The organism is Steroidobacter cummioxidans (genome assembly GCF_003104955.1).
The window spans coordinates 41369-63092 of record NZ_LSRW01000029.1 but is presented as its reverse complement, the minus strand read 5'-3'; the positions used below and the strand labels follow the sequence as shown (position 1 = coordinate 63092).

The 21724-nt window shown below is 62.4% G+C and carries 20 protein-coding genes; 9 read left to right on the top strand and 11 right to left on the bottom strand.

Annotated elements, in window-relative coordinates; translation table 11 throughout:
- Together D0550_RS36855 and rocF are read right to left on the bottom strand one after the other, a co-directional pair.
- Positions 1-633: YncE family protein (locus tag D0550_RS36855; RefSeq protein WP_422664261.1), on the bottom strand; the 633-nt coding region annotated here is incomplete at its 3' end.
- Between the two features lie 52 nt (positions 634-685).
- A complete protein-coding gene (gene rocF, locus D0550_RS16300) occupies positions 686-1654 on the bottom strand; it encodes an arginase (RefSeq protein WP_206606331.1) in 969 nt (322 codons plus the stop codon).
- 73 nt (positions 1655-1727) lie between these two features.
- On the opposite strand from rocF, the gene D0550_RS16295 reads away from it, so the two are divergent.
- From D0550_RS16295 to D0550_RS16275, 5 genes are all read left to right on the top strand, one after another.
- Complete coding sequence (locus D0550_RS16295; protein ID WP_116810257.1) at positions 1728-2642, top strand: DMT family transporter; 915 nt, start codon at positions 1728-1730, stop codon at positions 2640-2642.
- Positions 2643-2733: 91 nt separating this feature from the next.
- Entirely contained in the window at positions 2734-3657 is a 924-nt protein-coding gene (locus D0550_RS16290) for an ABC transporter ATP-binding protein (RefSeq protein ID WP_116810251.1), read from the top strand.
- A complete protein-coding gene (locus D0550_RS16285; RefSeq protein ID WP_116810250.1) occupies positions 3654-4415 on the top strand; it encodes an ABC transporter permease in 762 nt (253 codons plus the stop codon). Before D0550_RS16290 ends, D0550_RS16285 begins: the two co-directional genes overlap by 4 nt.
- 1 nt (position 4416) lies before the next feature.
- A complete protein-coding gene (locus D0550_RS16280; protein WP_116810249.1) occupies positions 4417-4956 on the top strand; it encodes a GNAT family N-acetyltransferase in 540 nt (179 codons plus the stop codon).
- The gene (locus D0550_RS16275; RefSeq protein ID WP_116810248.1) at positions 4953-6083 is read left to right on the top strand and encodes a dipeptidase; all 1131 of its coding nucleotides are present in this window, start codon (positions 4953-4955) and stop codon (positions 6081-6083) included. The genes D0550_RS16280 and D0550_RS16275 overlap by 4 nt, the downstream gene beginning before the upstream one ends.
- Before the next feature lie 4 nt (positions 6084-6087).
- Here the strand turns inward: D0550_RS16275 and D0550_RS16270 are convergent, their stop codons facing one another.
- Together D0550_RS16270 and D0550_RS16265 are read right to left on the bottom strand one after the other, a co-directional pair.
- The gene (locus D0550_RS16270) at positions 6088-6846 is read right to left on the bottom strand and encodes an outer membrane beta-barrel protein (protein ID WP_161965865.1); all 759 of its coding nucleotides are present in this window, start codon (positions 6844-6846) and stop codon (positions 6088-6090) included.
- A 119-nt stretch (positions 6847-6965) separates the two neighbouring features.
- Complete coding sequence (locus D0550_RS16265; RefSeq protein ID WP_116810246.1) at positions 6966-7688, bottom strand: YceI family protein; 723 nt, start codon at positions 7686-7688, stop codon at positions 6966-6968.
- A gap of 155 nt (positions 7689-7843) precedes the next feature.
- Between D0550_RS16265 and D0550_RS16260 the strand changes: the two genes are divergently transcribed.
- The 4 genes from D0550_RS16260 to D0550_RS16245 all read left to right on the top strand — a co-directional run bounded on the left by D0550_RS16260 (position 7844) and on the right by D0550_RS16245 (position 11401).
- Positions 7844-8209, top strand: a complete 366-nt coding sequence (locus D0550_RS16260) for a cupin domain-containing protein (RefSeq protein WP_116810245.1) — start codon at positions 7844-7846, stop codon at positions 8207-8209.
- Between the two features lie 82 nt (positions 8210-8291).
- The gene (locus tag D0550_RS16255; RefSeq protein WP_116810244.1) at positions 8292-9203 is read left to right on the top strand and encodes an alpha/beta hydrolase; all 912 of its coding nucleotides are present in this window, start codon (positions 8292-8294) and stop codon (positions 9201-9203) included.
- Between the two features lie 53 nt (positions 9204-9256).
- On the top strand, positions 9257-10288 hold the full coding sequence (locus D0550_RS16250) for a LacI family DNA-binding transcriptional regulator (RefSeq protein ID WP_116810243.1): 1032 nt from the start codon (positions 9257-9259) through the stop codon (positions 10286-10288).
- 33 nt (positions 10289-10321) lie between these two features.
- Positions 10322-11401: a serine hydrolase domain-containing protein gene (locus D0550_RS16245; protein WP_116810242.1), complete on the top strand. Its 1080-nt coding sequence runs from the start codon at positions 10322-10324 to the stop codon at positions 11399-11401.
- On the opposite strand, the gene D0550_RS16240 is transcribed toward D0550_RS16245, so the two are convergent.
- The 7 genes from D0550_RS16240 to D0550_RS16210 form a co-directional block, all read right to left on the bottom strand.
- Complete coding sequence (locus D0550_RS16240) at positions 11303-12310, bottom strand: acyl-CoA desaturase (RefSeq protein WP_170134674.1); 1008 nt, start codon at positions 12308-12310, stop codon at positions 11303-11305. The genes D0550_RS16245 and D0550_RS16240 overlap by 99 nt on opposite strands.
- The gene (locus tag D0550_RS16235) at positions 12307-13293 is read right to left on the bottom strand and encodes an SRPBCC domain-containing protein (protein ID WP_116810241.1); all 987 of its coding nucleotides are present in this window, start codon (positions 13291-13293) and stop codon (positions 12307-12309) included. The genes D0550_RS16240 and D0550_RS16235 overlap by 4 nt, the downstream gene beginning before the upstream one ends.
- Positions 13294-13395: 102 nt before the next feature.
- A complete protein-coding gene (locus D0550_RS16230) occupies positions 13396-13740 on the bottom strand; it encodes a hypothetical protein (protein WP_116810240.1) in 345 nt (114 codons plus the stop codon).
- Between the two features lie 131 nt (positions 13741-13871).
- Positions 13872-15425, bottom strand: coding sequence for a serine hydrolase domain-containing protein (locus tag D0550_RS16225; RefSeq protein WP_206606330.1), 1554 nt, complete (start codon positions 15423-15425; stop codon positions 13872-13874).
- A 373-nt stretch (positions 15426-15798) separates the two neighbouring features.
- A complete protein-coding gene (locus D0550_RS16220) occupies positions 15799-17262 on the bottom strand; it encodes an efflux transporter outer membrane subunit (RefSeq protein ID WP_161965863.1) in 1464 nt (487 codons plus the stop codon).
- A gap of 10 nt (positions 17263-17272) precedes the next feature.
- The gene (locus tag D0550_RS16215; protein ID WP_241520819.1) at positions 17273-20446 is read right to left on the bottom strand and encodes an efflux RND transporter permease subunit; all 3174 of its coding nucleotides are present in this window, start codon (positions 20444-20446) and stop codon (positions 17273-17275) included.
- Positions 20443-21618 carry an efflux RND transporter periplasmic adaptor subunit gene (locus tag D0550_RS16210; protein ID WP_116810237.1) on the bottom strand — a complete coding sequence of 392 codons (1176 nt, stop codon included), beginning with the start codon at positions 21616-21618 and terminating at the stop codon, positions 20443-20445. Before D0550_RS16210 ends, D0550_RS16215 begins: the two co-directional genes overlap by 4 nt.
- Positions 21619-21724: the final 106 nt, after the last annotated feature.

Here is a 21724-nt window from a genome sequence, read left to right as displayed (position 1 = left end):
GGCNGCGNAGATGTGTATAAGAGACANGATGGACACCGTGTCGGACTCGCGATTCGTCACCCACAGTTCGCTGCCATCCGGCGCCACCGCGATGCCTTCGGCGCCCTTCCCCGTAGCGACATCGGTAACACGTTCGTAAGCCGAGAGATCGATCACCGTGGTCGAGCCCGAGCCGAGGTTCGCAGTAAACGCGCGACGATGTTTCGGACTGACGGCAACCATGTGCGTGCCGACCTGATCGGTCGCGATCGCATGTTTCACCTTGCCATCGTTGACGCCGACGACCAGCACCGCTTTGCTGCCTTCGACGGTCACCAACACTTCATCGCCCTGCAGCCAGACGATGCCGTGCGGTCGGCGGTAAGTGCCCAGATCGATGGTCCGCAGCACTTTCTTGCCCGGCACATCCACGACGGTCAGGGACTTGCCTGGATTGGACGTGTCGCCGTAGTTGGTGACCACTGCGGTCTTGCCATCCTTGGACACAGCGACTTCATGCGGGCCGCCGCCGGTGGGCAGCGTGGCCTTGATCTTGCTGCTCGCCAGATCGATGAACGACACGGTGTCGTCGGACTTGTTGAGCACGAGCAAGGTGCCCGACGACGCGGCGCTCGCGGTGCCGCCGACAGCCATCAATACCAACGACCAGAGCAATTGCTTCATTCTTGTGTCCTTCAGGTGCTTGTCAGGGGGCCGAACGGCGCATCAGCGTGCTCTTGCCGAACAGCGATTCGATCAGATCGACCGCCAGCAGCGCGGTCTTGTTGCGAATGTCGAGCGCCGGATTCAACTCCATCACATCCAGCGAAGCCATGTGACCGGTATCGGCGATCATTTCCATGCACAGCTGCGCCTCGCGATACGACGGCCCGCCCGGAATGGTCGTGAGCACGCCCGGCGCAATCTCGGGATCCAGGAAATCGACGTCGAAGCTCACGTGCAGATGCGTGTCGTCATCGAGGCCGTGCAGCGCGTGTTCCATGGTCTCGCGCATGCCGTGTTCGTCGATGTAACGCATGTCGAACACTTCCAGCCCCTGCTCGTGCACGAACCGTTTCTCCAGCGGATCGACGCTGCGAATGCCGATCTGCCGGATCCATGACGGATCGATGGCGGGCTTGTGACCGCTCAGCTCGGTCAGTTCCGCTGGCCCGAAGCCGCACAGACACGCGACCGGCATGCCATGGATGTTACCGCTGGGCGACAGATCGCGCGTGTTGAAGTCAGCGTGCGCATCGAGCCAGAACACGCGCAGCTTCTTGCCACGCTCGCGACAGAAACGCGCGACCGCGCTGATCGAGCCGATGCCCAGGCAATGATCGCCGCCGAGCAGAATGGGCAGATGTCCGTCCTGCAGCGCTGCATACATTGCATCGTGGACCAGTCGGTTCCACTCGGTGACCTCGGCGAGATGTCGATATCCCTGGACAGGTTCCAGCCACGGGTTGCCAGGACCACTGAGATTGCCGCGGTCTATGACCTGTAAACCTCGTCCAGCCAGAGCTTCTCGGAGTTTTGCCACGCGCAGCGCTTCTGGCCCCATCGACGAGCCACGGTCGGCAGCGCCGGCATCGGTCGGGGCACCGATCAGCGCGACTGTTCTAGCTTTACCCATCGCGAATGGCGATTCTCCCGCCGTAATTTGCGTGCTCATGGTCCTGAACCTCTCGATAGAATCGCAAGCGCGAACGCCGTTGTTCGCACCGCGCCTGATTGTACTCCACCCTATGAATGCCCCTGCCGCAACCGAGCGGCGTGAACTGCTTACCGGCGTGCTGCTTGCGGGCGCAGGCGCCATCGCGTTTTCCTGCAAGGCCATCATCGTCAAGCTGGCCTATCGCTACGGCGTCGATGCAGTGACAACGATCATGTACCGCATGTTGTTCGCACTGCCGTTGTTCCTGACACTGTCGTGGTGGGCTGGACGCAATCAACCTGCGCCCAGCGCGCAGGACTGGCGCACGCTGTTCGGACTGGGTTTTTGTGGCTATTACCTGGCGAGCTATCTGGATTTCGCCGGCCTGCAGTACATCAGCGCCAATCTGGAGCGGCTGATCCTGTATTTGAATCCCACCATCGTGCTGCTGGCCGGCAAGCTGCTGTTCAAGACCGCAGTGAGCCGGTCGCAATGGCTGGCGCTCGGGCTGAGTTACATCGGTGTGCTGGTGGTGTTCGGTCACGATGTGCGCAGCGGACCGGACATCGCACTGGGCACGATGCTGGTCTTTGGCAGCGCCGTGAGCTATGCGCTCTACCTGGTATACAGCAGCCAGATCGTGCGTCGCCTCGGCGCGATGCGCGTCACCGGGCTGGGAACGACCATTGCGTGCTTCCTGTGTATCGCGCAATTTTTTATCTTGAAGCCGCCCTCGGCGATGATCGTGGCACCCGAGGTCCTCTGGCTGTCGGTGCTGAATGCGGTGTTGTGTACCTTCGTGCCGGTGCTCATCACCATGATGGCGCTGGAGCGCATCGGTGCCGGCATCACCGCGCAGATCGGCATGATCGGTCCCATGTCCACCATCATTCTCAGCATCCTGGTGCTGGGCGAGCCGTTCAACGCCTGGATCGCGGTCGGCACCGGGCTGGTGGTGGCCGGCGTGTGGCTGCTCGCCCGAGCGCGCATGCGCCAACATTCGTGACAGGGCGGAAATTGCGCTGTGCTCCGATGGCCGCACCGACTTCTTTATAATGCGGACCCTTCACTCGAGCAGGTCGAGTAACGGAGCCCGCGTGCAGTCCATCATCTCGGTTCAGAACCTGGTCAAGACCTACGCCTCCGGCTTTCAGGCCCTCAAAGGCGTCGACCTCGAGATCCGCCGCGGCGAAATCTTTGCCTTGCTGGGACCGAACGGCGCCGGCAAAACCACCCTGATCAGCATCATCTGCGGCATCGTCAATGCCACGTCCGGCAGCGTCACCGCCGACGGTCATGACATCCGCAAGGAATTTCGCGCCGCACGCTCCAAGATCGGGCTGGTGCCGCAGGAGCTCACCAGCGATGCCTTCGAGACCGTCTGGGCAACCGTGAACTTCAGTCGCGGGCTGTTCGGCAAGCCGCCCAATCCGGCGCATCTGGAGAAGGTGTTGAAAGCCCTGTCGCTGTGGGACAAGAAGGACAGCAACATCATCTCGTTGTCCGGCGGCATGAAGCGCCGCGTGATGATTGCCAAGGCGCTGTCGCACGAGCCGCAGATTCTGTTTCTGGACGAGCCCACCGCCGGCGTCGATGTCGAGCTGCGGCGTGACATGTGGGACATGGTCCGGGCGCTGCGCGACAGCGGTGTGACCATCATTCTCACGACCCACTACATCGAAGAGGCCGAGGAAATGGCCGATCGTATCGGCGTCATCAGCAACGGCCAGATCATTCTGATCGAAGAAAAGAACACGCTGATGCGCAAGCTCGGGCGCAAGCAGCTCACATTGCATCTGCAGGCGCCGTTGCAGCAGATCCCGGCGCAGCTCGCGAACCGTCAATTGGAGCTGTCGCCTGACGGCACGCAGCTCATCTACACCTTCGACACTCAGGCCGACGCCACCGGCATCGCCAGCCTGCTGCGGCAACTCAGCGAGCACGGCATCGATTTCAAAGACCTGCACACCAGCGAAAGCTCGCTGGAAGAAATTTTCGTCAGCCTGGTGCACCCACGATGAACGGTTACGCCATCAGCGCGATCTATCGCTTCGAGCTGGCCCGCTGGTTCCGCACGCTGGTGCAGAGCCTGCTGTCGCCGGTGATCTCCACCTCGCTGTACTTCGTCGTGTTCGGCGCCGCGATTGGGTCGCGCATGGCTCAGATCGAGGGCGTGAGCTACGGCGCGTTCATCGTGCCCGGGCTGATCATGCTCTCGGTGCTCACCGAGAGCATTTCCAACGCGTCGTTCGGCATCTACATGCCGCGTTACTCGGGAACGATTTACGAAGTGCTGTCGGCGCCGATCTCGGCGATGGAAATCGTCATTGGCTATGTGGGCGCGGCAGCCACCAAGTCGATGATGCTGGGCCTGGTCATTCTCGCGACCGCGCGGCTGTTCGTGCCTTTCAGCATCGAGCATCCGCTGTGGATGGTTTCATTCCTGGTGCTCACGTCGATCACCTTCAGCCTGTTCGGCTTCATCATCGGCTTGTGGGCCAGCGGCTGGGAGAAGCTGCAGATCGTGCCCATCATGGTGGTGACGCCGCTGGCGTTCCTCGGCGGCAGCTTTTATTCCATCAGCATGCTGCCGGAGGTCTGGCAGAAGGTGGCGCTGTTCAATCCGGTCGTGTACCTGATCAGCGGCTTCCGCTGGAGTTTCTACGGCGTCTCCGACGTCGCGGTCGGTGTCAGCCTGGGGATGACGTTCCTGTTCCTGACGCTGTGCCTGATCGTGATCTGGTGGATCTTCAAGACCGGGTGGCGGTTGAAGGCCTGATATGACCGCACTTCGGTTTCGTCGCGCCACCGAGCAGGACGCCAGGTCGCTGGCGGAATTCGCTGAGCAAACCTTTCGCGATACCTACACTCAGTTCAACACGCCGCAGAACATGGACGCTCACTGCACGAAGTCCTTCGGCGAGCACATTCAGCGCGCCGAGATCAGGGACGCGCAGCGTGAGAGCTGGCTGGGCGAGATCGATGGCCAGCTCGTCGCCTTCGCGCAGCTGATCGTCGACAAGCCCTGTCCGCCGGTGCCGGGTAAGCGCGGCGTCGAGATTCTGAGGTTCTACGTCGACTCGTCCCAGCATGGCAAAGGGGTGGCCTATCGTCTGATGGACGAGCTCGCCGCCCGCTCGATCGAGTTGGGCGCGCAGGCACTGTGGCTGTGCGTGTGGGACCAGAACGCGCACGCGACCCGCTTTTACCAGAAACGTCAGTTCGAAAACGTCGGCACGACGTCGTTCACGCTCGGTGCCGAAGTTCAGCAAGACTGGATAATGTGTCGCGACCTCGCTGCAACAAGGAGCCGTTCATGACTGTCACCCTTTCACGTCGCGCCGTGCTGCTGGCCACCGGCGCAGCCGCACTCACATTGCCGATGCGCTGGGCGAACGCGGCAACCTGGAAGGGATATAAGGACGCCATCGTGATCGATGGCTTGGGCGGCCCTGGCAGCATCACCATGCAGCCCGGCGAGAAGCTCGGCGAAGCTCACCTCAAGGATGTGCGGGACAGCGGCCTGTCAGCCGTGCTCATCACCCTCGGACCGGTCGGCACAACGCCACCGGATGCAGCCTTCAAGGATCTGGTTCGCGGCCTCATCGACGTGGAGCGTGACATCGAGCTGCACCCAGATACGTTCGCTCGCGTGCGCACCGTGGCGGATATCGCAGCGGCCAAGAAAGCCAAACGCACCGGACTGATTTGCGGCGTCCAGGATGGCGTCGCCTTCGAGACCGATCTGGATCTGCTCGAAGATTTGTATCAGCTCGGCCTGCGGGTCGTGCAGCCGACTTACAACCGCCGCAATCTGATCGGCGATGGTTGCATGGAGCCGGCCAATGCGGGCTTGAGCCGCACCGGCATCGAAACCATCGAGCGACTCAACTCGCTCGGCATTCTGGTGGATCTCAGCCACTGCGGACGGCAGACCTCGGCCGATGCGATTCGCGTCTCGAACAAACCGGTCGCATTCACGCACACCGGCGCCGCAGCTGTCGTCGATCATCCGCGTCATCGCACCGATGCAGAGCTGCGTGCTGTCGCTGAGAAGGGCGGCGTGTCCGGCGTGTTCTTCATGCCTTATCTCACCGGGGGCAAGCAGCCCACGGCAGCGGACATCATTCGACACCTCGAGCACATGATCAATGTGGCCGGCGAGGATCACGTGTCCATCGGCACCGACGGTACCATCTCGCCCGCCGTCCTCGATCAGAAATACAAGGACGCCTTTGCCGCCGACATCAGACAGCGCAAGGAAAAAGCCATCGCCGCACCGGGCGAAAGCGAAGATGGCTACTTGTTCGCAAGCGATCTCAATACGCCGCGTCGCTTCGAAACATTGGGCCAGATGCTGGCCGACCGCGGTCACAGCGCCACCCGCATCGACAAGCTTCTCGGCCGCAATTTGCTGCGAGTGTTCGGCGACGTGTGGCGCAGCTGACGCGTTACAGCCCGAACAGCACGCTCAGCGAAGCCTGGTCGATGCGGCTCTCGCCCATGATTTCGTTGGCCTGCAGATCATCCGTGCGCTGATATTCGAGCCGCGCCGTCCAGCGCGGCAGGAATGCCCACTGCACGCCGGCGCCTACAGTGACCACTTGATCGCTGAAGCTGCGATCGACCTGAGGTGCGACGATCGGCGAGCCGCTCACGGCGCGAGTCCTCGTCTCGACTTCCTGCTCGGCGAACAGTACGCCACCGCGAACGAACACTTCCCATTGCGAACTCAGCGGCAGCGAGCCGAGCACCGTCACCGCCGGTCCGCTCGAAGTCACCGTGTAGCTGCGAGTAATCTCTCTGACTGCAACGGGCGACCCGCTCGGTACCGATCGATAGTGTTCGACGAGCGATGCCTCACCCGAATCGACGTAGGCGAGTTCCGCCGCCAGATATTTGTTGACGCGATAACCGAGCGCGACATTCCAGCCCACGTCGGTTTCGTCCGCGCTCAGCCCATCGGGCAAGAGCACCCGATAGGCCGGTCCATCTACCGGGAAAGGCAAGAAGGTGTACGGAGGCTCGCCTAGCCTCGGATACGGTGCACCGGGAACCAAAGGGTCCGGTGGCGTGAACGTCGCCGTGGGGATCGGCCCGACGCCCGCCTGCTTGTCGAGCCGTTGCGTGCTGCGCCCGCCGGCAGCACCGATATAAAAACCCGAATCCGCGGCTTCAGCAATTTCGCAGCTCAGCGAAATCACAAACATCGCTGACGCCGCTGCACACCGAAACATTCCACTCGACATCATTCGCTCCGTGACGACGTACGATTGCATCTGTGATCCGATGCAATCGTACGGCAGGGCAAATCGATGCGCAGTATTTTTTACTTGGTCTGACCGCCCTCACCGGTGGGCGAATTCAGCGGCGGGCCGGAGAATTCCGTTTCGACGATTACATTCACATCATCGCTCACACCCATCTTCGTGCCAGGCGCAGGAATGCCATATGCAATACCGAATTCAGATCGTTTGAGCACGCCCGTGGCGGAGAACCCAATGCGCGCGTTCGGATCCATGGGATGGCCGCGATAGCCGCCATTGAGGCGCGCGTCCAGCACCATCGGACGTGTCACACCACGCAGCGTGATCTCACCATTGATACGCATGGTGCGGGCGCCGGTGGGTTCCACGCTCAGCGAGCGAAAGGTGATTTCCGGATATTTCGCAGCGTTCAACCAATTGTCACCGAGCAGCTCGGCGTTGAAATCCAGCTTGGCCGGATCGGGAAAATCGGTTTCCAGCGACTTGGCGTCGACCGCGACGGTGACATTCGACGCCGCCAGATTGTTTGGATCGAACTGCAGTTGCGCAGTCGACCGCTTGAAACGCGCCGTGTAGTTCGAGAATCCGAGATGATCGACGCGAAACAGAACGCTGGTGTGCGCAGGATCGATCGTGTAGGCCCCGGCCGGAACGTCCACCGCTTCTTCTGCTGGCGCTGCGACAGTGGCTGGCGGCGTCTGCGCAGCAGGTTCCTTCGCAGCCTCTTGCCTGGGTGAGCATGCAGCCAGCGCAGCAAGCACGCCGAGTCCGAGTAATCGATTCATTGCTGTTCCCTCTGAAGTAAATACAGTCCGATGCGACTCCTGAAAGACGCACCCGTTGCTCTCAGGCCGACAAGTCGCGACAGAATAACTGTGCTGGCGGCTTTGTCAGAAACTGCCGCTTGGCGCTATCGTTCCGCCGTCGGATCATTTGCTCCATGAGCGCTACAGCCATCAATTTTCAGGAAAAGTTTTCCCGGTTCAGCGAGCACTGGAGCCCGAAGGTGATCGCTGCGATGAACGACTACCAGTTCAAGCTGGTACGTCTGCGCGGCGAGTTCGTCTGGCATCAGCACGCCGACACCGACGAGGTGTTCATCGTCATCGAAGGCGAGATGACCCTCCGCTTCCGCGACCGCGACGTCCTCTTGCGCGCCGGCGAGCTCTACGTCGTTCCCAAGGGGGTCGAGCACCAGCCCGTTGCCGCCGACGAATGTAAAGTCATGCTGGTCGAGCCCAAGGGCGTCGTAAACACCGGCGACGCCGGCGGCGCGCTCACCGCCCAGAACGACGTCTGGATCTAGCCTCAGCCGGCACCTGAACGTTCCGCTGCCTCCAAATTCAGCTGGCCCGCGAAGTGGCACGCGAGGTCCTGGGAGGTGTCAGATGATCCGGCGTGCATTGCTGATTTCCGCGTTGTTGTTGACGGGCTGTGCCTCGCATGAGGGCAGGCCGAGCAATGCCCGGATCGGGTCGGTGAGCCCGGTGGACGTGACCGTGACCCGGGATTTTGTCTACACCCCAGCGGGTTGGCCGCAGGAACTGAAGGCCGATTTGTATAAGCCGGCTGGCAACGGCCCGTTTCCGGCGGTGGTCATGATCCATGGCGGAGGCTGGGAGGGCCGCACGCGGAATGACATGAACAGTATCTCGCAGCGGGTCGCCGAGCGGGGTTACGTTGTATTGAACATGTCGTACCGGTTCGCCCCGCAATGGCATTTCCCGGCGCAGCTCCAGGACGTGCAGCAGGCAGTCCTGTGGCTACGTGCGCACGCCTCGGATCTGAACGTGTTGAAGAATCGCATCGGCACCTGGGGCTACTCGGCCGGCGCGCACCTGGCGGCGCTGGCAGGAGTTACCAGCCCCTCCGATAAATGGTTCGTCGAAGGCTCGCGCGTACAGGCGGTCGTCGCGGGCGGCACACCAGTCGATATCCGCTATTACAAGGGCGGCAAGCTGACCAATGCCCTGACCGGCGTTTCCTATGACGAGAACCCCGGGCTGTGGCGCGAAGCCTCGCCGCTGGCGCTGGTAAGCAGCGACGATCCGCCGATGTTCCTGTACCACGGCACCTTCGATTTCACGGTCAGCGACAGCAACGCCCACGCCATGTACGAGGTGCTGAACGCCAACGGCATCCCCGCCGAGCTGTATCTGATGCGGGGCCTGGAGCACATGAGCACGTTCTTCGTCGACAAGCCCATCGACAACGGCATCGACTTTCTCGACCTGTACCTCAGGGCGGCCAAGCCGAAACTGACCGAGCAGTCAGCCAAGGGCGACAGCATCCTGCGGTGACGGCTGGACACAGCCAGAGCATTTGGGGGGAGATCTAAGCTACCATCGCGCCCATGTCCGGGCGCAGAACAAGCATCAACGACGTCGCCAAGGCTGCCGGCGTCGCGATCAAAACAGTCTCGCGAGTGCTCAACAACGAGCCCAACGTTCGCGAAGAAACCCGTGCGCAGGTGTTGGCTGCCGTCAAACGGCTGAACTATCACCCGAGCCTCTCCGCCCGCAGTCTCGCCAGCCGCCGCTCCTACCTGGTCGGCCTGGTCTACGACAACCCCAGCGCCAACTACACCATCGAGGTCCAGCGGGGCGCCCTGGCGCGCTGTCGCGAGGCCAAGTTCCTGCTGTTGCTGCATGAAGTGGCGGGGCGCACCGAAGAGGTCATGCAGGACATCCTGACCTTCGCCAACCAGACCCATCTGGACGGCCTGATCGTCGCGCCGCCCTTGAGCGAATCGGCCGAGCTGATCCGCGCGCTCGACGCCCAGGCCCTGCCATTCGTGCGCATCGCGCCCAACGAAATCAAACATCGCTCGCCCTACGTCGACATCGACGACGAAGCCGCCGCGCGCGAAATGACCGAGTACCTGATCGGCCTGGGCCATCGCAGTATCGGCTTCATCATCGGCCGTCCCGGTCACTTCGCCAGCGGCGAACGTCTGCGCGGCTACAAGGCGGCGCTGAAGAACCACAAGATTCCCTATGTTCCCGAGTACGTGCGCCAGGGCGACTTCCTGTTCGACTCGGGGCTGGAAATGACCCGTCAGCTGCTGGCGCTGCCGAAGCGGCCGACGGCGATTTTCGCAGGCAACGACGACATGGCCGCGGGCGCGCTCATGGCGGCCCACGAAATGGGCGTGGCCGTTCCGTCGCAATTGTCGGTGGCCGGCTTCGACGATGCGGCCATCGCCCGCACCGTGTGGCCGCCGCTCACGACCATCTGTCAGCCGACCTACCAACTGGCCTATCGCGCGGCCGATTTGCTGCTCGAGATGGTGCTTTCCGGCACGACGCCGAAACCGGCGCGGCTGGCGCACACCCTGGTGCGGCGGGATTCGACGGCCGTGGCGCCGAATTCGAAACCCAAGTAACGTCCAGGCCTCGAGAATCACGGATCGATACGGATGCTGAGCCGCCCGGCCGCTAAATTGCTGACGATGATCGCGCTGGTCGCGACATCCAGCGTCGCGGTCGCGCAGGAAAGCGCACCGCTCGCCGATCCAGCACCGCAACTGACTCCCGATCTCGTTTATGCGCTGGATGCAGCCCTCGAGCGCATCCTGCAGGAATTCTCCATTCCCGGCCTGGCGGTGGGCATCGTCGAGGACGGACAGCCCGTTTACATGCGCGGCTTCGGCGTGCGCGCCACGGGCACGGATCAGCCGGTCAACGCGCATACATTGTTTCATGTCGAATCCATCAGCCGCACCTTCACCGCAGCCGCCATCATGCAACTGGTGGAGCACGGACAACTGGGGCTCACCGATTCGATCGCCGATTCCTCCGTGACTGTTGCGCAACTGCTGACGCGCGACGATGCAGCTTTCGATGCACTCGCGGGAATCATCGAAAGCACGACTCACCAAAAGTATTCGCAATACATGCAGACGCGCGTGCTGGACGCAGCGGGCATGGTGGAAAGCACATTCGACGTCCCGCTCGCCGCCAGCAACGTCGCGTGGCCTCATTCGGGAAATGTATTCGTGCGCCGTGCGCCCAGCTATCCCCGCAACGACGAGGCATTGCCGAGCAGCGGACTGAGCGCGAGCGTCGCCGACCTGACCCGATGGGCGACTTTGCATGTAAATCGCGATCCATCGCTACTGGCGCAGGCGTCCTACGAGGCGATGTTCAAGCAACAGCGCAATGACGAGCACGGTCGGACGATGGCTTTGGGCTGGCAACTCGAACATCACGGCAGCGAGTGGCTCCCCAGCCTAGCAACCAAACGGCGCGGCTTCTCGTCGCTGCTGACGCTTTATCCCTCACAGCAACGTGCGATCGTGATTCTTTCCAATGGCGAGATGACGCCGGGAAGGGAAATCCGTGCGGTCATCGAGTCGATCTTGGCGGGCGAGTCCTGGCTGCCGCCGAAACCTACGCTGCTAATGCGCAGTGATTTCCAATGGGCGTTCGGTGGATTGCTGGCGATGTCCGTGCTGCTCATCGCCGTGTCCGTGCACCGGCGCCGTCGTCCCGCTTGATTGCTCCAACCGGTGCAAAGCTGCCCGCGGCGGCAAGGTCTCGGGTGTGTTGATCGCTCCCACCAGCCCGCAGCGTTTCAAGCCCTGAATCAGCCACCAGCCCGGATCCCATTCGCCCCGTAACAAACCGAGCCGCGCCGAGCCGGGAAATGCATGATGATTGTTGTGCCAGCTCTCGCCCATGCTGAGCAGAGCGGCGATCGGCACATTCCTGCCCTGCACACCCGCACCTCGCACTTCCCAGGTCATGGGACCCTGACGGTGCGCGAAATGCCCGACCAACCAGTGTCCCGTGACTGAAACGGAGACGCGCGCACAGATGCCCCAAACCACCCAGCCCCAGCCACCGACTGCATAGAACAGCAGCGCCCAGGGCAGTTGCTGCCACATCCACGCGCGTTCCATCCAGTAGTAGCAACGATCATTGGCCAGCTCGGGCTCGAGCTGGAAGATCGGACCGCGAGCCAACTGTAGATCACAATGCAATTGCCACCAGGCGTCCGTCCAAAACGCGCGGCCATGACGCAAGTAGTCGTGACAGCTGTTACGACGCTGCGCCCAGTCTCGCAGGTCGTGCTGACGAATCATTCCGATCGGTCCCGCCATGCCGACCAGCACGCCCAGATACACGCAGACATACTCGAGCCACTTCGGGCAGTCGAAACTGCCGTGAATCAGCCGGCGATGCATGCCCACCGAATGACCGGCGCACAGCGTGATCGCCGTCGTCACAAGAAACAAAACGAATGCGCCGGGCGTGAAGGTGACTGGGCCGAGCGTCAATGCAACCAGCGACATTCCGCCAATCCAGAGCGATTTGCTCGCGCGCCAGCGCACCACGCCGGCAGACGCGTCAGCATCACCTGCATCGATGACGCGCTCGGAGCCGATGTTCCAATCCGTGCTCAAGCGCCCGGCGCCTCCAAACGCCGCCGGTACACACCCAGCAGCACTTCCTCGAGATTGCCCAACACCAGCCGAGCGACGGCATCGGCGTACCAGTTGAAACGCGTGCTCACCCGGTAATGCATGCTGAGGGTGAGCTCGGTCGCGTCGCCGACCGGCTTCAGCGCATAAGAGATGGTGTCGATGTCGAAGTAGGTGCCACCCATCACCACGTGCTGATCGAACGCACCCGGCGGAAACGAATCTGGATAGAAGCGCTGTTGCCACCGGATGAGCTCGTGCTCGCGGCGCTCGGTTTGAATCTGATCGAAATGTACGTGCTTGCCCATGGCAATGCGCCGCACGGGCTGACCGTCGATAGCGTCGCTCACTGCCGAGAGCGGCGGCGGCACACCGATGCGAAAAGCGATGCCGTCCTCGACCTCTTCATGCTGGATGTCCCGAACATTCAGCAGCTGATCCCAGACGACCTCGCGAGGCGCAGCGATGGTGAGACTGCGCTCGATGGTGCTCATTCGGACCGGCAAGCCATCGGTCGGCTCGATCGCGCCCAGCAGCAGTGGCAAGACAGCGATGCTGTAGGCCGCCTGTTTCGGCCAGCTCGTCATCTTACACACGGCGCCCATGACTACCGCGCCGACCATACCGATCATGACGAACAACGGCAGGATCACGATGACGCAGATCCAGCCTTCGAGCATGGCTGGCACCGTGCCGATGACAAACAAAGCATTCGCGCCGGCGCCGACGACCATGTAGTAGCCCCACTCGCGGCGGGCCAGACGCTCGGCGAGATAAACAGTGACGGCACTGACTGCCAGCGGCGCGATGAAAATGAACGAACCCATCATCGCGCCATACGGGCCGTCGGGTCCGCCGCTATAAAACAGACGCAGCAGCAAACCGACCAACGCCCCCGCGACGATGGGCCACCACTTCGGATAGGGCAGCTTTTCCTGTTTGTCCGTGTCGCTCAGTGGCTGCATTCGGGCTCCATCTCGATGTCGGTGGAGCTTGCCCGCGCGCAGCGGGGTTCTCAAGTTTGCGACCGGCGCGAACTCAACGAAGCCAGCGAATTGTGAGATGGATCAGGACTGGGGGCGCGCCACACAGCGGGACGCCACACAAAGCATGCGCGTGGCCGCCGTCTCGATCGCTTCCAGGTGAGTCTTGAGATAATCCAGCTCATCCTGCAAGGCGGTGTGCACGTCCATTGCTTCCAGCAGCGGCTCGGGCTGTGCCATGAAATGCCGGGTCAAGGCCTGATCGTCCATCCGCAGCAGCGCAATGGCCGCACGCGCGACCGAGCCTCGCGCCTGCTCCCATTCAGGCCCGAACCTGGTCGGATCGATCAACACCGGCTGGAACGTCATCGCCGCCCACTGCTCCGGGGTGGCGAGCTGCTCGCTGGAAAACGGGGAATCGTCTGCCATCGGCACCTCCTGCAAGGGAGGGATCGGATCAGACGACAGAATTACCCTGGATCGGCAGCGTTTGCGCAGACGTCAAAGGCGCGCGCCGAACGACATTCGGGCGCGCGCCCTCGACTCACCCTGCGCGACTGTTACTGAATCACAGACTGAACAATCGGATCAAGGAAGGGCGCCAGGATGGAATAGTCGCCGTTCCAGTCCCAGTCGTTCCACACCCGCGCATCTGGATCGGGATCCGTGGTCCCTGGGATGACCCTACCCGCGCGTACCGCCACGATATCCAGGCTGGGGATGACGACGATCAAGCTGTCACCCAGTCCCCACGCCCAGTACGCATCGCGCGGCACATTCGGCAACTGCCCGTTCGCGTTGGTCCACCACAACATGCCGTAATTCTCCGGCCCGCCGGGGAAGTCGGCTGCCTCCGGATTGTCGAACCCGGCATTCTCTGCGACCGGGGTGCTCACTTTCGACACGAAGTCTTCGGAGAGAATGCGCTGATCGTTGGCCCACACGCCCTTGCGAAGGAACAGCAGACCGACCCGCGCCATCGCATTCGCGTTAGCGAAGATGCCGGACGCAAGCTCGCGGTTCTGGGGATTGGTGCGACCGGACTGGTTGTCACGCCAATGCACGTCCGAGATCGCTGGGGCGCCGCTGCCATCCGTACCGCCGACGCTGCTGTTCACGCCGAGCGCGCTCCAGACATTGGTGTTGAGCACGGTCGCCAGGTCCTGATTGAACACCGCGGTCAATGTGTCGGCCAGCCAGTTCAAGCCGCCATCGGAATAGAAGAAGGTCGTGCCTGGCCGATAGTCCAGCGCCGGGTAGCTCTGGATCTTGCGGAAGCCCGCACTGTGCGTCGCCAATTGTTGAATCGTGATGTCCGGCAGCCAGCCCGTAGAGACATTGCCCGGCGGATTCTCGCCGAAGCCCGGGAGCCTGGCGGACGCGCGATCCGTGAGCGCCAGACTGCCGCCGTCGTAGGCAATACCGAGCGCCATACCGCCGATCGACTTGGTCGTCGACTTCAGATCGAAGCGCTGGTCGATGTTGCCCCAGGAGTGCACCAATCGGCCTTTGCGCACGATCATGCCGGCGCTGTTAGGCAGCGTTCTGCCAGAGGTTTGCGCATAGGTCGCCGCTTGCTCGAGCAGCGCCTGGTTCATGCCGACGTCGGCGGCGGCAGTGACGCGCGTCCAGCCGTGATCGTTTGTGTCATTCGACAAGTCGGATGCCGGATAGGTCGCGGCATTCACCGTGACATTCACAGTATCGGTTCCGGTCAAGCTGCCATCGCTCACCGACAACGTGAGCACGTAGCTGCCAGCGGCAGGAAACGTCACGCTGGTCGCCGCGGCATTGGCCGTACCGAATGTCACCCCGCTTGGGCCGCTGGTCGCGGACCACGCATAAGTAAGCGTCGACGACGAATCGTCGGTCGCCGAGCCGCTCAGCTGCGCGCTCGCGGTTGGCCATTCGATTGTTTGATCGTCACCGGCCCGCACCGTCGGTGCCACATTCTGCGGGTTCTGCTGAACTGGCGCGGAGGTACCTCCTCCGCCGCCACCGCCACCACCGCACGCGGCGATGGACAAAGCCAATGAGACGCCGATCGCCACCTGGCGACAACGCCGAATCAATTCGGAACGAGAGTTCAGTTGCTCTCGCGACATGACGCGCATTCGATGTTCCCCTCGCATGTTCTCGCGCTACTAACTGTGCGCGAAGCAAACAACGCTCTGACGTTCGGAAAGGTCCTGGGGCCCGTCAGAAAAAAGCCTGAGCCATCTATGCAGCTCGCGTGCCGTTCTCGAAACAGGGCGAATGCTTCATCCGCATGCCATTTGCGAATGTTTCTCTTGTACTTTTTGCAACCAAAAGCACGAAGGCGGGGAATGTTTTTCCACGACGGTGCGTGGCACCGGTCGTTACCGGCGAAAGAATTGGAAGGTTGACTGAGCACTCGCCGTGGACACGGCCAGCGCAAGGGCGGGAGGTCTGGAGTCGACCTCCCGCAAAATTACAAACGCTAGAGCCGGCAGGGTTACGCGGCGTTTAACGCTGCGCCGTCAGTGGCTCCGCCTGATCGCCCAGCCCGCCGCCGACGGCGAGTGCCAGGTCAACGGTATTGAGCAACGCATCGCGCTGAGCTGCGACCAGGTCGATCTGCGCCTGATACAACCCACGACGCACATCGAGCAGCTCCAGATACGCGATATCGCCCTGGGCGTAACGCAGCTCCGCCAGTTCGGTAGCGCGCGTCAACGCCGCGACCTGCTGATCGTTCGCTTCACGCACGCCGGCAATGAGCACCTGGCCTTGCAGAGAATCCAGCACTTCCCGGAACGCCTGCTGCACTGTGGCCGCATATTCGGACTTGCGTTGTTCTCTCACCGCCTCGGCACGAGAAACATTCGCACGCAGCCGGCCGCCCTGGAAAATGGGCTGCAGAATGCCGCCCGTCCACGACCAGATCTTCGCCGGACTGGTGAACAGATCGTCCAGCTCAGGACTTGCCGTACCCAACGAGCCGGTGATGCTGATGCTCGGGAACAATTGAGCACGCGCAACGCCGATGTCCGCGGCTGACGAATTGAGCGCCGCTTCGGCCGCGCCAATGTCAGGACGCAGCGACAGCACCGACGAAGGCAGCGCCGCCGGTAACTGTACGGGCCCCGGCAGATTGATTCCCTGCACGCTGACCGCTTCGTCGACCAGCGCCTTCGGCGAACGCCCCAACAGCACGCCGAGCGCATTTGTCAGCTGCACGACTTGCAACTCGAGCTGACGCGTCGATACGCGAGTCGCCGCCGCATCCGCTTCCGCACGCTTGAATGTGAACTCATCGCTCTCGCCCGACTCGTAACGCAGCTTCTCCAGGTCTGCCGCTTCCTCACGGGATTTCAGCGTGTCACGGCCGCGAGCCAACTGCTCGGCAGCAGCGATCAACGAGTAGTAGGTGCGAGCGACTTCGCCGGTGAGACTGAGCTTGGTCGCTTCGCGGCCATACTCAGAGTTCAACAGCTGCGCGCGCGCCGATTCCGAAGCGCGCAGATACTTGCCCCACAGATCCAACTCGTACGCGACCGTACCCTGCACCGTGTACACGGTTTGTTGGGTTCTGAAATTGGGAATCTCCCCCAGCCCCTGATTCGCCAGGGTGGCCCTGCTCTGTTGGGCGCTGTTGACATTGCCTTCCAGATTCAACGTGGGCAGTCGATCCGCATTGGCAATGCGCAGAAACGAACGCGCCTCCATGACGCGCGCGGCCGCGACCTTTGCGTCCGGGTTGTGCTGCAACGCTTCGACGACCAGCTCATTGAGCCGGGCATCGCCAAACATCGTCCACCACGGATTGGGCAGCGGCGACGTCTGCATTGCCGTTGCGGGCAACGCATCCGGCAGCGGCAGCTGCGGCTTCTGTGGATCCACTTTCGATACGAAACAGCCGCCGAGGACGGCGGCAATCGCCGCCGTCAGTGTCACTCGAGCCGCGGTTCTTATTACTTGCCTGCTCATTGCGTCACTCTCAATTCGACTCGTGGGGCGCGGCCGGCTTCGGCTCCACACCACCGTGAGGCTTACCCTTGCCATGCTCATCGTCGTAAGCCTCGCCGCCCTTCGAGCCAGCGATCCACTTGAAGAACAGCGGCACGAACAACGTCGCGATGAACGTTGCCGCCAACATGCCGCCGATCACGCTCGTGCCGAGCGAATGACGACTATTGGCACCCGCGCCAGTGCTGATGGCCAACGGCAGCACGCCGAAGATCAACGCCAGCGAGGTCATGATGATGGGACGGAAGCGCAGCTTCGCACCTTCGATCGCCGCCTCCATCAGGCCCATGCCTTCGTGATACTTCATCAGCGCGAACTCGACGATCAGAATGGCGTTCTTCGCCGCCAGGCCGATCAGCGTGAGCATGCCGATCTGGAAGTAGATGTCGTTCGCCAGGCCGCGCGCAAACACGGCGAGGAACGCACCGAACGCCGCGAACGGCACGGCCAGAATCACCGCCACCGGCAACGTCCAGCGCTCGAACTGCGCGGCGAGAATCAGGAACACCATCAGCACGCCGAGCAGATACACGCCCTGCGAGGCACCGCCGCTGATCTTCTCCTGATACGCCGTGCCGGTGAACGCCAGCGCATAGCCCGGCGGCAACGTCTGAGCAGCGACTTCCTCGATCGCCTTCAACGCATCGCCCGAGCTGTAGCCCTCCGCCGCCGCGCCCATGATCTTCGCGGACGTGAACGCATTGAAGCGCTCGACGATTTCCGCGCCGGTCACTTCGCGAATGTTGGCCAGCGCAGTGAGCGGCACCAGATCGCCTCTCTTGTTGCGCACGTACACGTTACGAATATCTTCCGGATACGCACGGAAACGCGGCTCCGACTGCAACTGCACCTGATACACGCGTCCGTTGCGGTTGAAGTCGTTCACGTACAGCGCACCGAACGTGCTTTGTAACGTTTCAAAGACCTGTCCCACTTCCACACCGAGCGTCATCGCCTTCTCGCGATCCAGATCGATGCGCATCTGCGGCACGCTGGCACTGAACGTCGTCTGCGTTCCAGCGAGTTCCGGACGTTTATTGGCTGCGGCCACTACTTTCGCCGTCACGGCTTCGAGATCCTTGATCGAGCCGCTACCGCGCGACTGGATGTAAGCCTCGAAACCGCCGGTCATCGACAAGCCCTCGATCGGTGGCGGCTCGACCGCGAAGAAGAAGCCGTCCTTGACCTGAGCACCGGCACCGAACACGGCACCGACCAGCGCAGCGGGAGACAAATCCGAGCTCTTACGCTCGTCCCACGGTTTCATCGGCAACCAGATGATGCCGCTGTTGGTCTTCATCGCCTGAGTGAGCGGGTCCATACCAGCCACCGCCACAGCGTTGGCAACAGCCGGATGGTTGCGCACGCCGGCGGCCACGGTCTCGATCGACTTCACCGTGCGATCCAGCGAAGCGGCGTCCTGCAGGAAGCCGATCACGAACACGTAACCCTGGTCTTCCGTCGGCGCCAGCGACGTCGGCAGCGCTCGGAACAGACCGACCACCGCGACCAGCATCACGATGAAGACGCCGGCGGCCATTGCGCCACGCTTCATGACGAAGCGCACGCCGGTCTCGTAGCGATGCGTCACGCGATCGAACCAGCGGTTGAAACCCTCGAGGAAGCGGTTCTTCACCATGTGGTCGTGCTTCAACAGCAGCGCGCATAGCGCCGGCGTTAAAGTCAGCGCGACGAAGCCGGAGATCACGACCGACACGGCGATCGTAACCGCGAACTGTCGATACATTTCGCCGACCAGGCCGCCGAGGAACGCCACCGGCATGAACACCGCGGTCAGCACCAGCACGATGGCGATGACGGGACGCGTCACTTCCTCCATCGCTTTCTCGGTCGCTTGCGGCGCCGGCAGGTTCTCGGTCGTCATGATGCGCTCGACGTTCTCGAGCACGACGATGGCGTCGTCGACCACGATACCGATCGCCAGCACCATGCCGAACAACGTCAGCATGTTGATCGAGAAGCCGAACAGATGCATGGCCGCGAACGTGCCGATCAACGACACCGGCACCGCCAGCATCGGGATGACCGTGGCACGCCAGTTCTGCAGGAACAGCAGCACGACGAAGAACACCAGCACCATCGCTTCCAGCAGCGTCTTGATCACTTCCTTGATCGACACCTTCACGTATTGGATGGTGTCGTAGGGAATGGAATACGCCATGCCCTTGGGGAAGTCCTGCGACAACTCCTGCAAGCGCTCCTGGACGGCATTGCCCGTGGCCAGCGCATTGGCGCCGGGCTGCAGCACCAGCGCCATCATCACGGCGCGCTGGCCGTTGATGGTGGCTTGGTTGTTGTACATCTGGGCGCCGAGCTCGACCCGAGCCACGTCCTTCAGTCGCACGATGCCGCCGGTATCGGTGGTGTGCACGACGATTTGCTCGAACTCCTCGGGCTCCTGCATACGACCCTGCGCCGTGACTGCGTAGGTGAAGTCGACCTGTTCGCTGATTGGCTCGACACCGACCTGACCCGCCGCGTACTGCGAGTTCTGCTGACGAACGGCCGCCGCGACGTCCGATGGCGTGAGGCCGAGCTGCGCGAGCTTGTCCGGCTGCATCCAGATGCGGATCGAGTAATCCTGACCCCACATCATCACGTCGCCGATGCCGGGAATACGGCGCAACTCATCGACTACGTTCAGGGTGACGTAGCTGCTGAGCGCGAGCATGTCGACGCTGTTGTCCGGCGAGTGCACCGACACGATCTGCAAGAACGTCGTCGACGCCTTGCGCACCACGACACCCTGGCGTCGCACTTCCTCGGGCAAGCGCGGCACCGCGGCCTGGATGCGGTTGTTGACGTTGACCGCGTTCATATCGGGATTGGTGCCGATGTTGAACGTCACCGTGATCATCAGCGTGCCGTTACCCGAGTTCACCGAACTCATGTACAGCATGCCTTCGACGCCGTTGATTTCCTTTTCCAGCGGCGCTGCGACTGTGTCGGCAATGGTCTCGGCGGTCGCGCCCGGATAGGTCGCGGCCACCGTCACCGACGGCGGAATGATGTCCGGATAAGCGGAGATGGGCAGCGAGATCATGCCGCCCAAACCGGCGATCACGATGAACGCCGAGAGGACGCAAGCGAAGATCGGCCGCGTGATGAAAAACTTGGAAATCATGCGGTCTCCTTCGGCGCCGGCTGCTCAACCTGCGGGCTCGGGGCACCCGGCGCGACGGCGCTCACCTGGATACCCGGCTGCACCTTGAGCACGCCTTCGACGATGTAGCGATCGCCGGGCGCCAGCCCCTCAGTGACGATGATGTTGTTGCCGAACGAGCGGCCGACCTGCACCGGCCGGAATTCCACCTTCTGCTCGCCATTGACCAGCCAGATGAACTGACCCTGCGCGCTCGACATCACGGCCTTGCGCGGCACCGACACGACATTGCTCAACTTCACGCCTTCGACACGCGCGCGAATGAACTGACCGGGAATGAGGTGCGCCTGCGTGTTCTTCAACACGGCGCGCACGCGCACGGTGCCGGAATTGCGATCGACGGCGTTGTCGACGAACGTGACTTTGGCGCTGTCCGGATATTCGTGGCCGTTTTCCAGCAGCAGTCTCACAGTCGGCGGCGCGACTTGACCGGCCGGCGCGAGCGAGCCGCGAATGATCGACGCCTCGGCCTCGGGCACCGAGAACTCGATGTACAACGGATCGACCTGCACGATCTTGGTCAGCAGGCTGGAGCTCTGGTCGGTGGAGACGAGGCTGCCCTCGGACATCACTTCGCGGCTGGTCAAACCCGAGATCGGCGCGCGGACGTCGGTGTATTCGAGATCGAGCTGCGCCATACGCTGGGCGGACTCGGCCGCGGCCAGATTGGCCTGCGCCACTTCGAAGCCCGACACCACCTCGTCACGCCGGCTCTGGCTGACCGCGTTCTTTTCAAACAACGGCACCACGCGATCGTGCTGACGACGCGCCTCGTCCAAACGAGCCTTCGCGACCGCAACGTCGGCGCGCGCGGACGCCAGGCGAGCGCGCACCGGCTCCGGATCGATCTGAAACATCGGCTGGCCCTGCTTCACCGACCCGCCTTCCTCATAACGACGCTTGAGCAAAATGCCGCCCACGCGAGCTCGCACTTCGACTTCGCGTGAGCCGACGGTGCGCGCGGTATAAGTGAGGTCCAGCGGCACAGGATTGTTTTCCACCGTCTGCACCGTGACTTCCGGCGGCGGTGGCGCGTGCTGCTGCTGCTGACCCTTACCGCAACCAGTCAGCAAGGCCGCGCTGACAGCGATGGCAACCAGAGATCTCATCAACGACTGACGAATGACGTTCATGTGCGTCTACCTGACAAACTAAAAAACGTGGCCGCAAGCGCACTGCGCCTGAGCAATCAACACGGGTGGCTTTGGACGGGAGTCCGGCTTCCTATTACTACCGGTT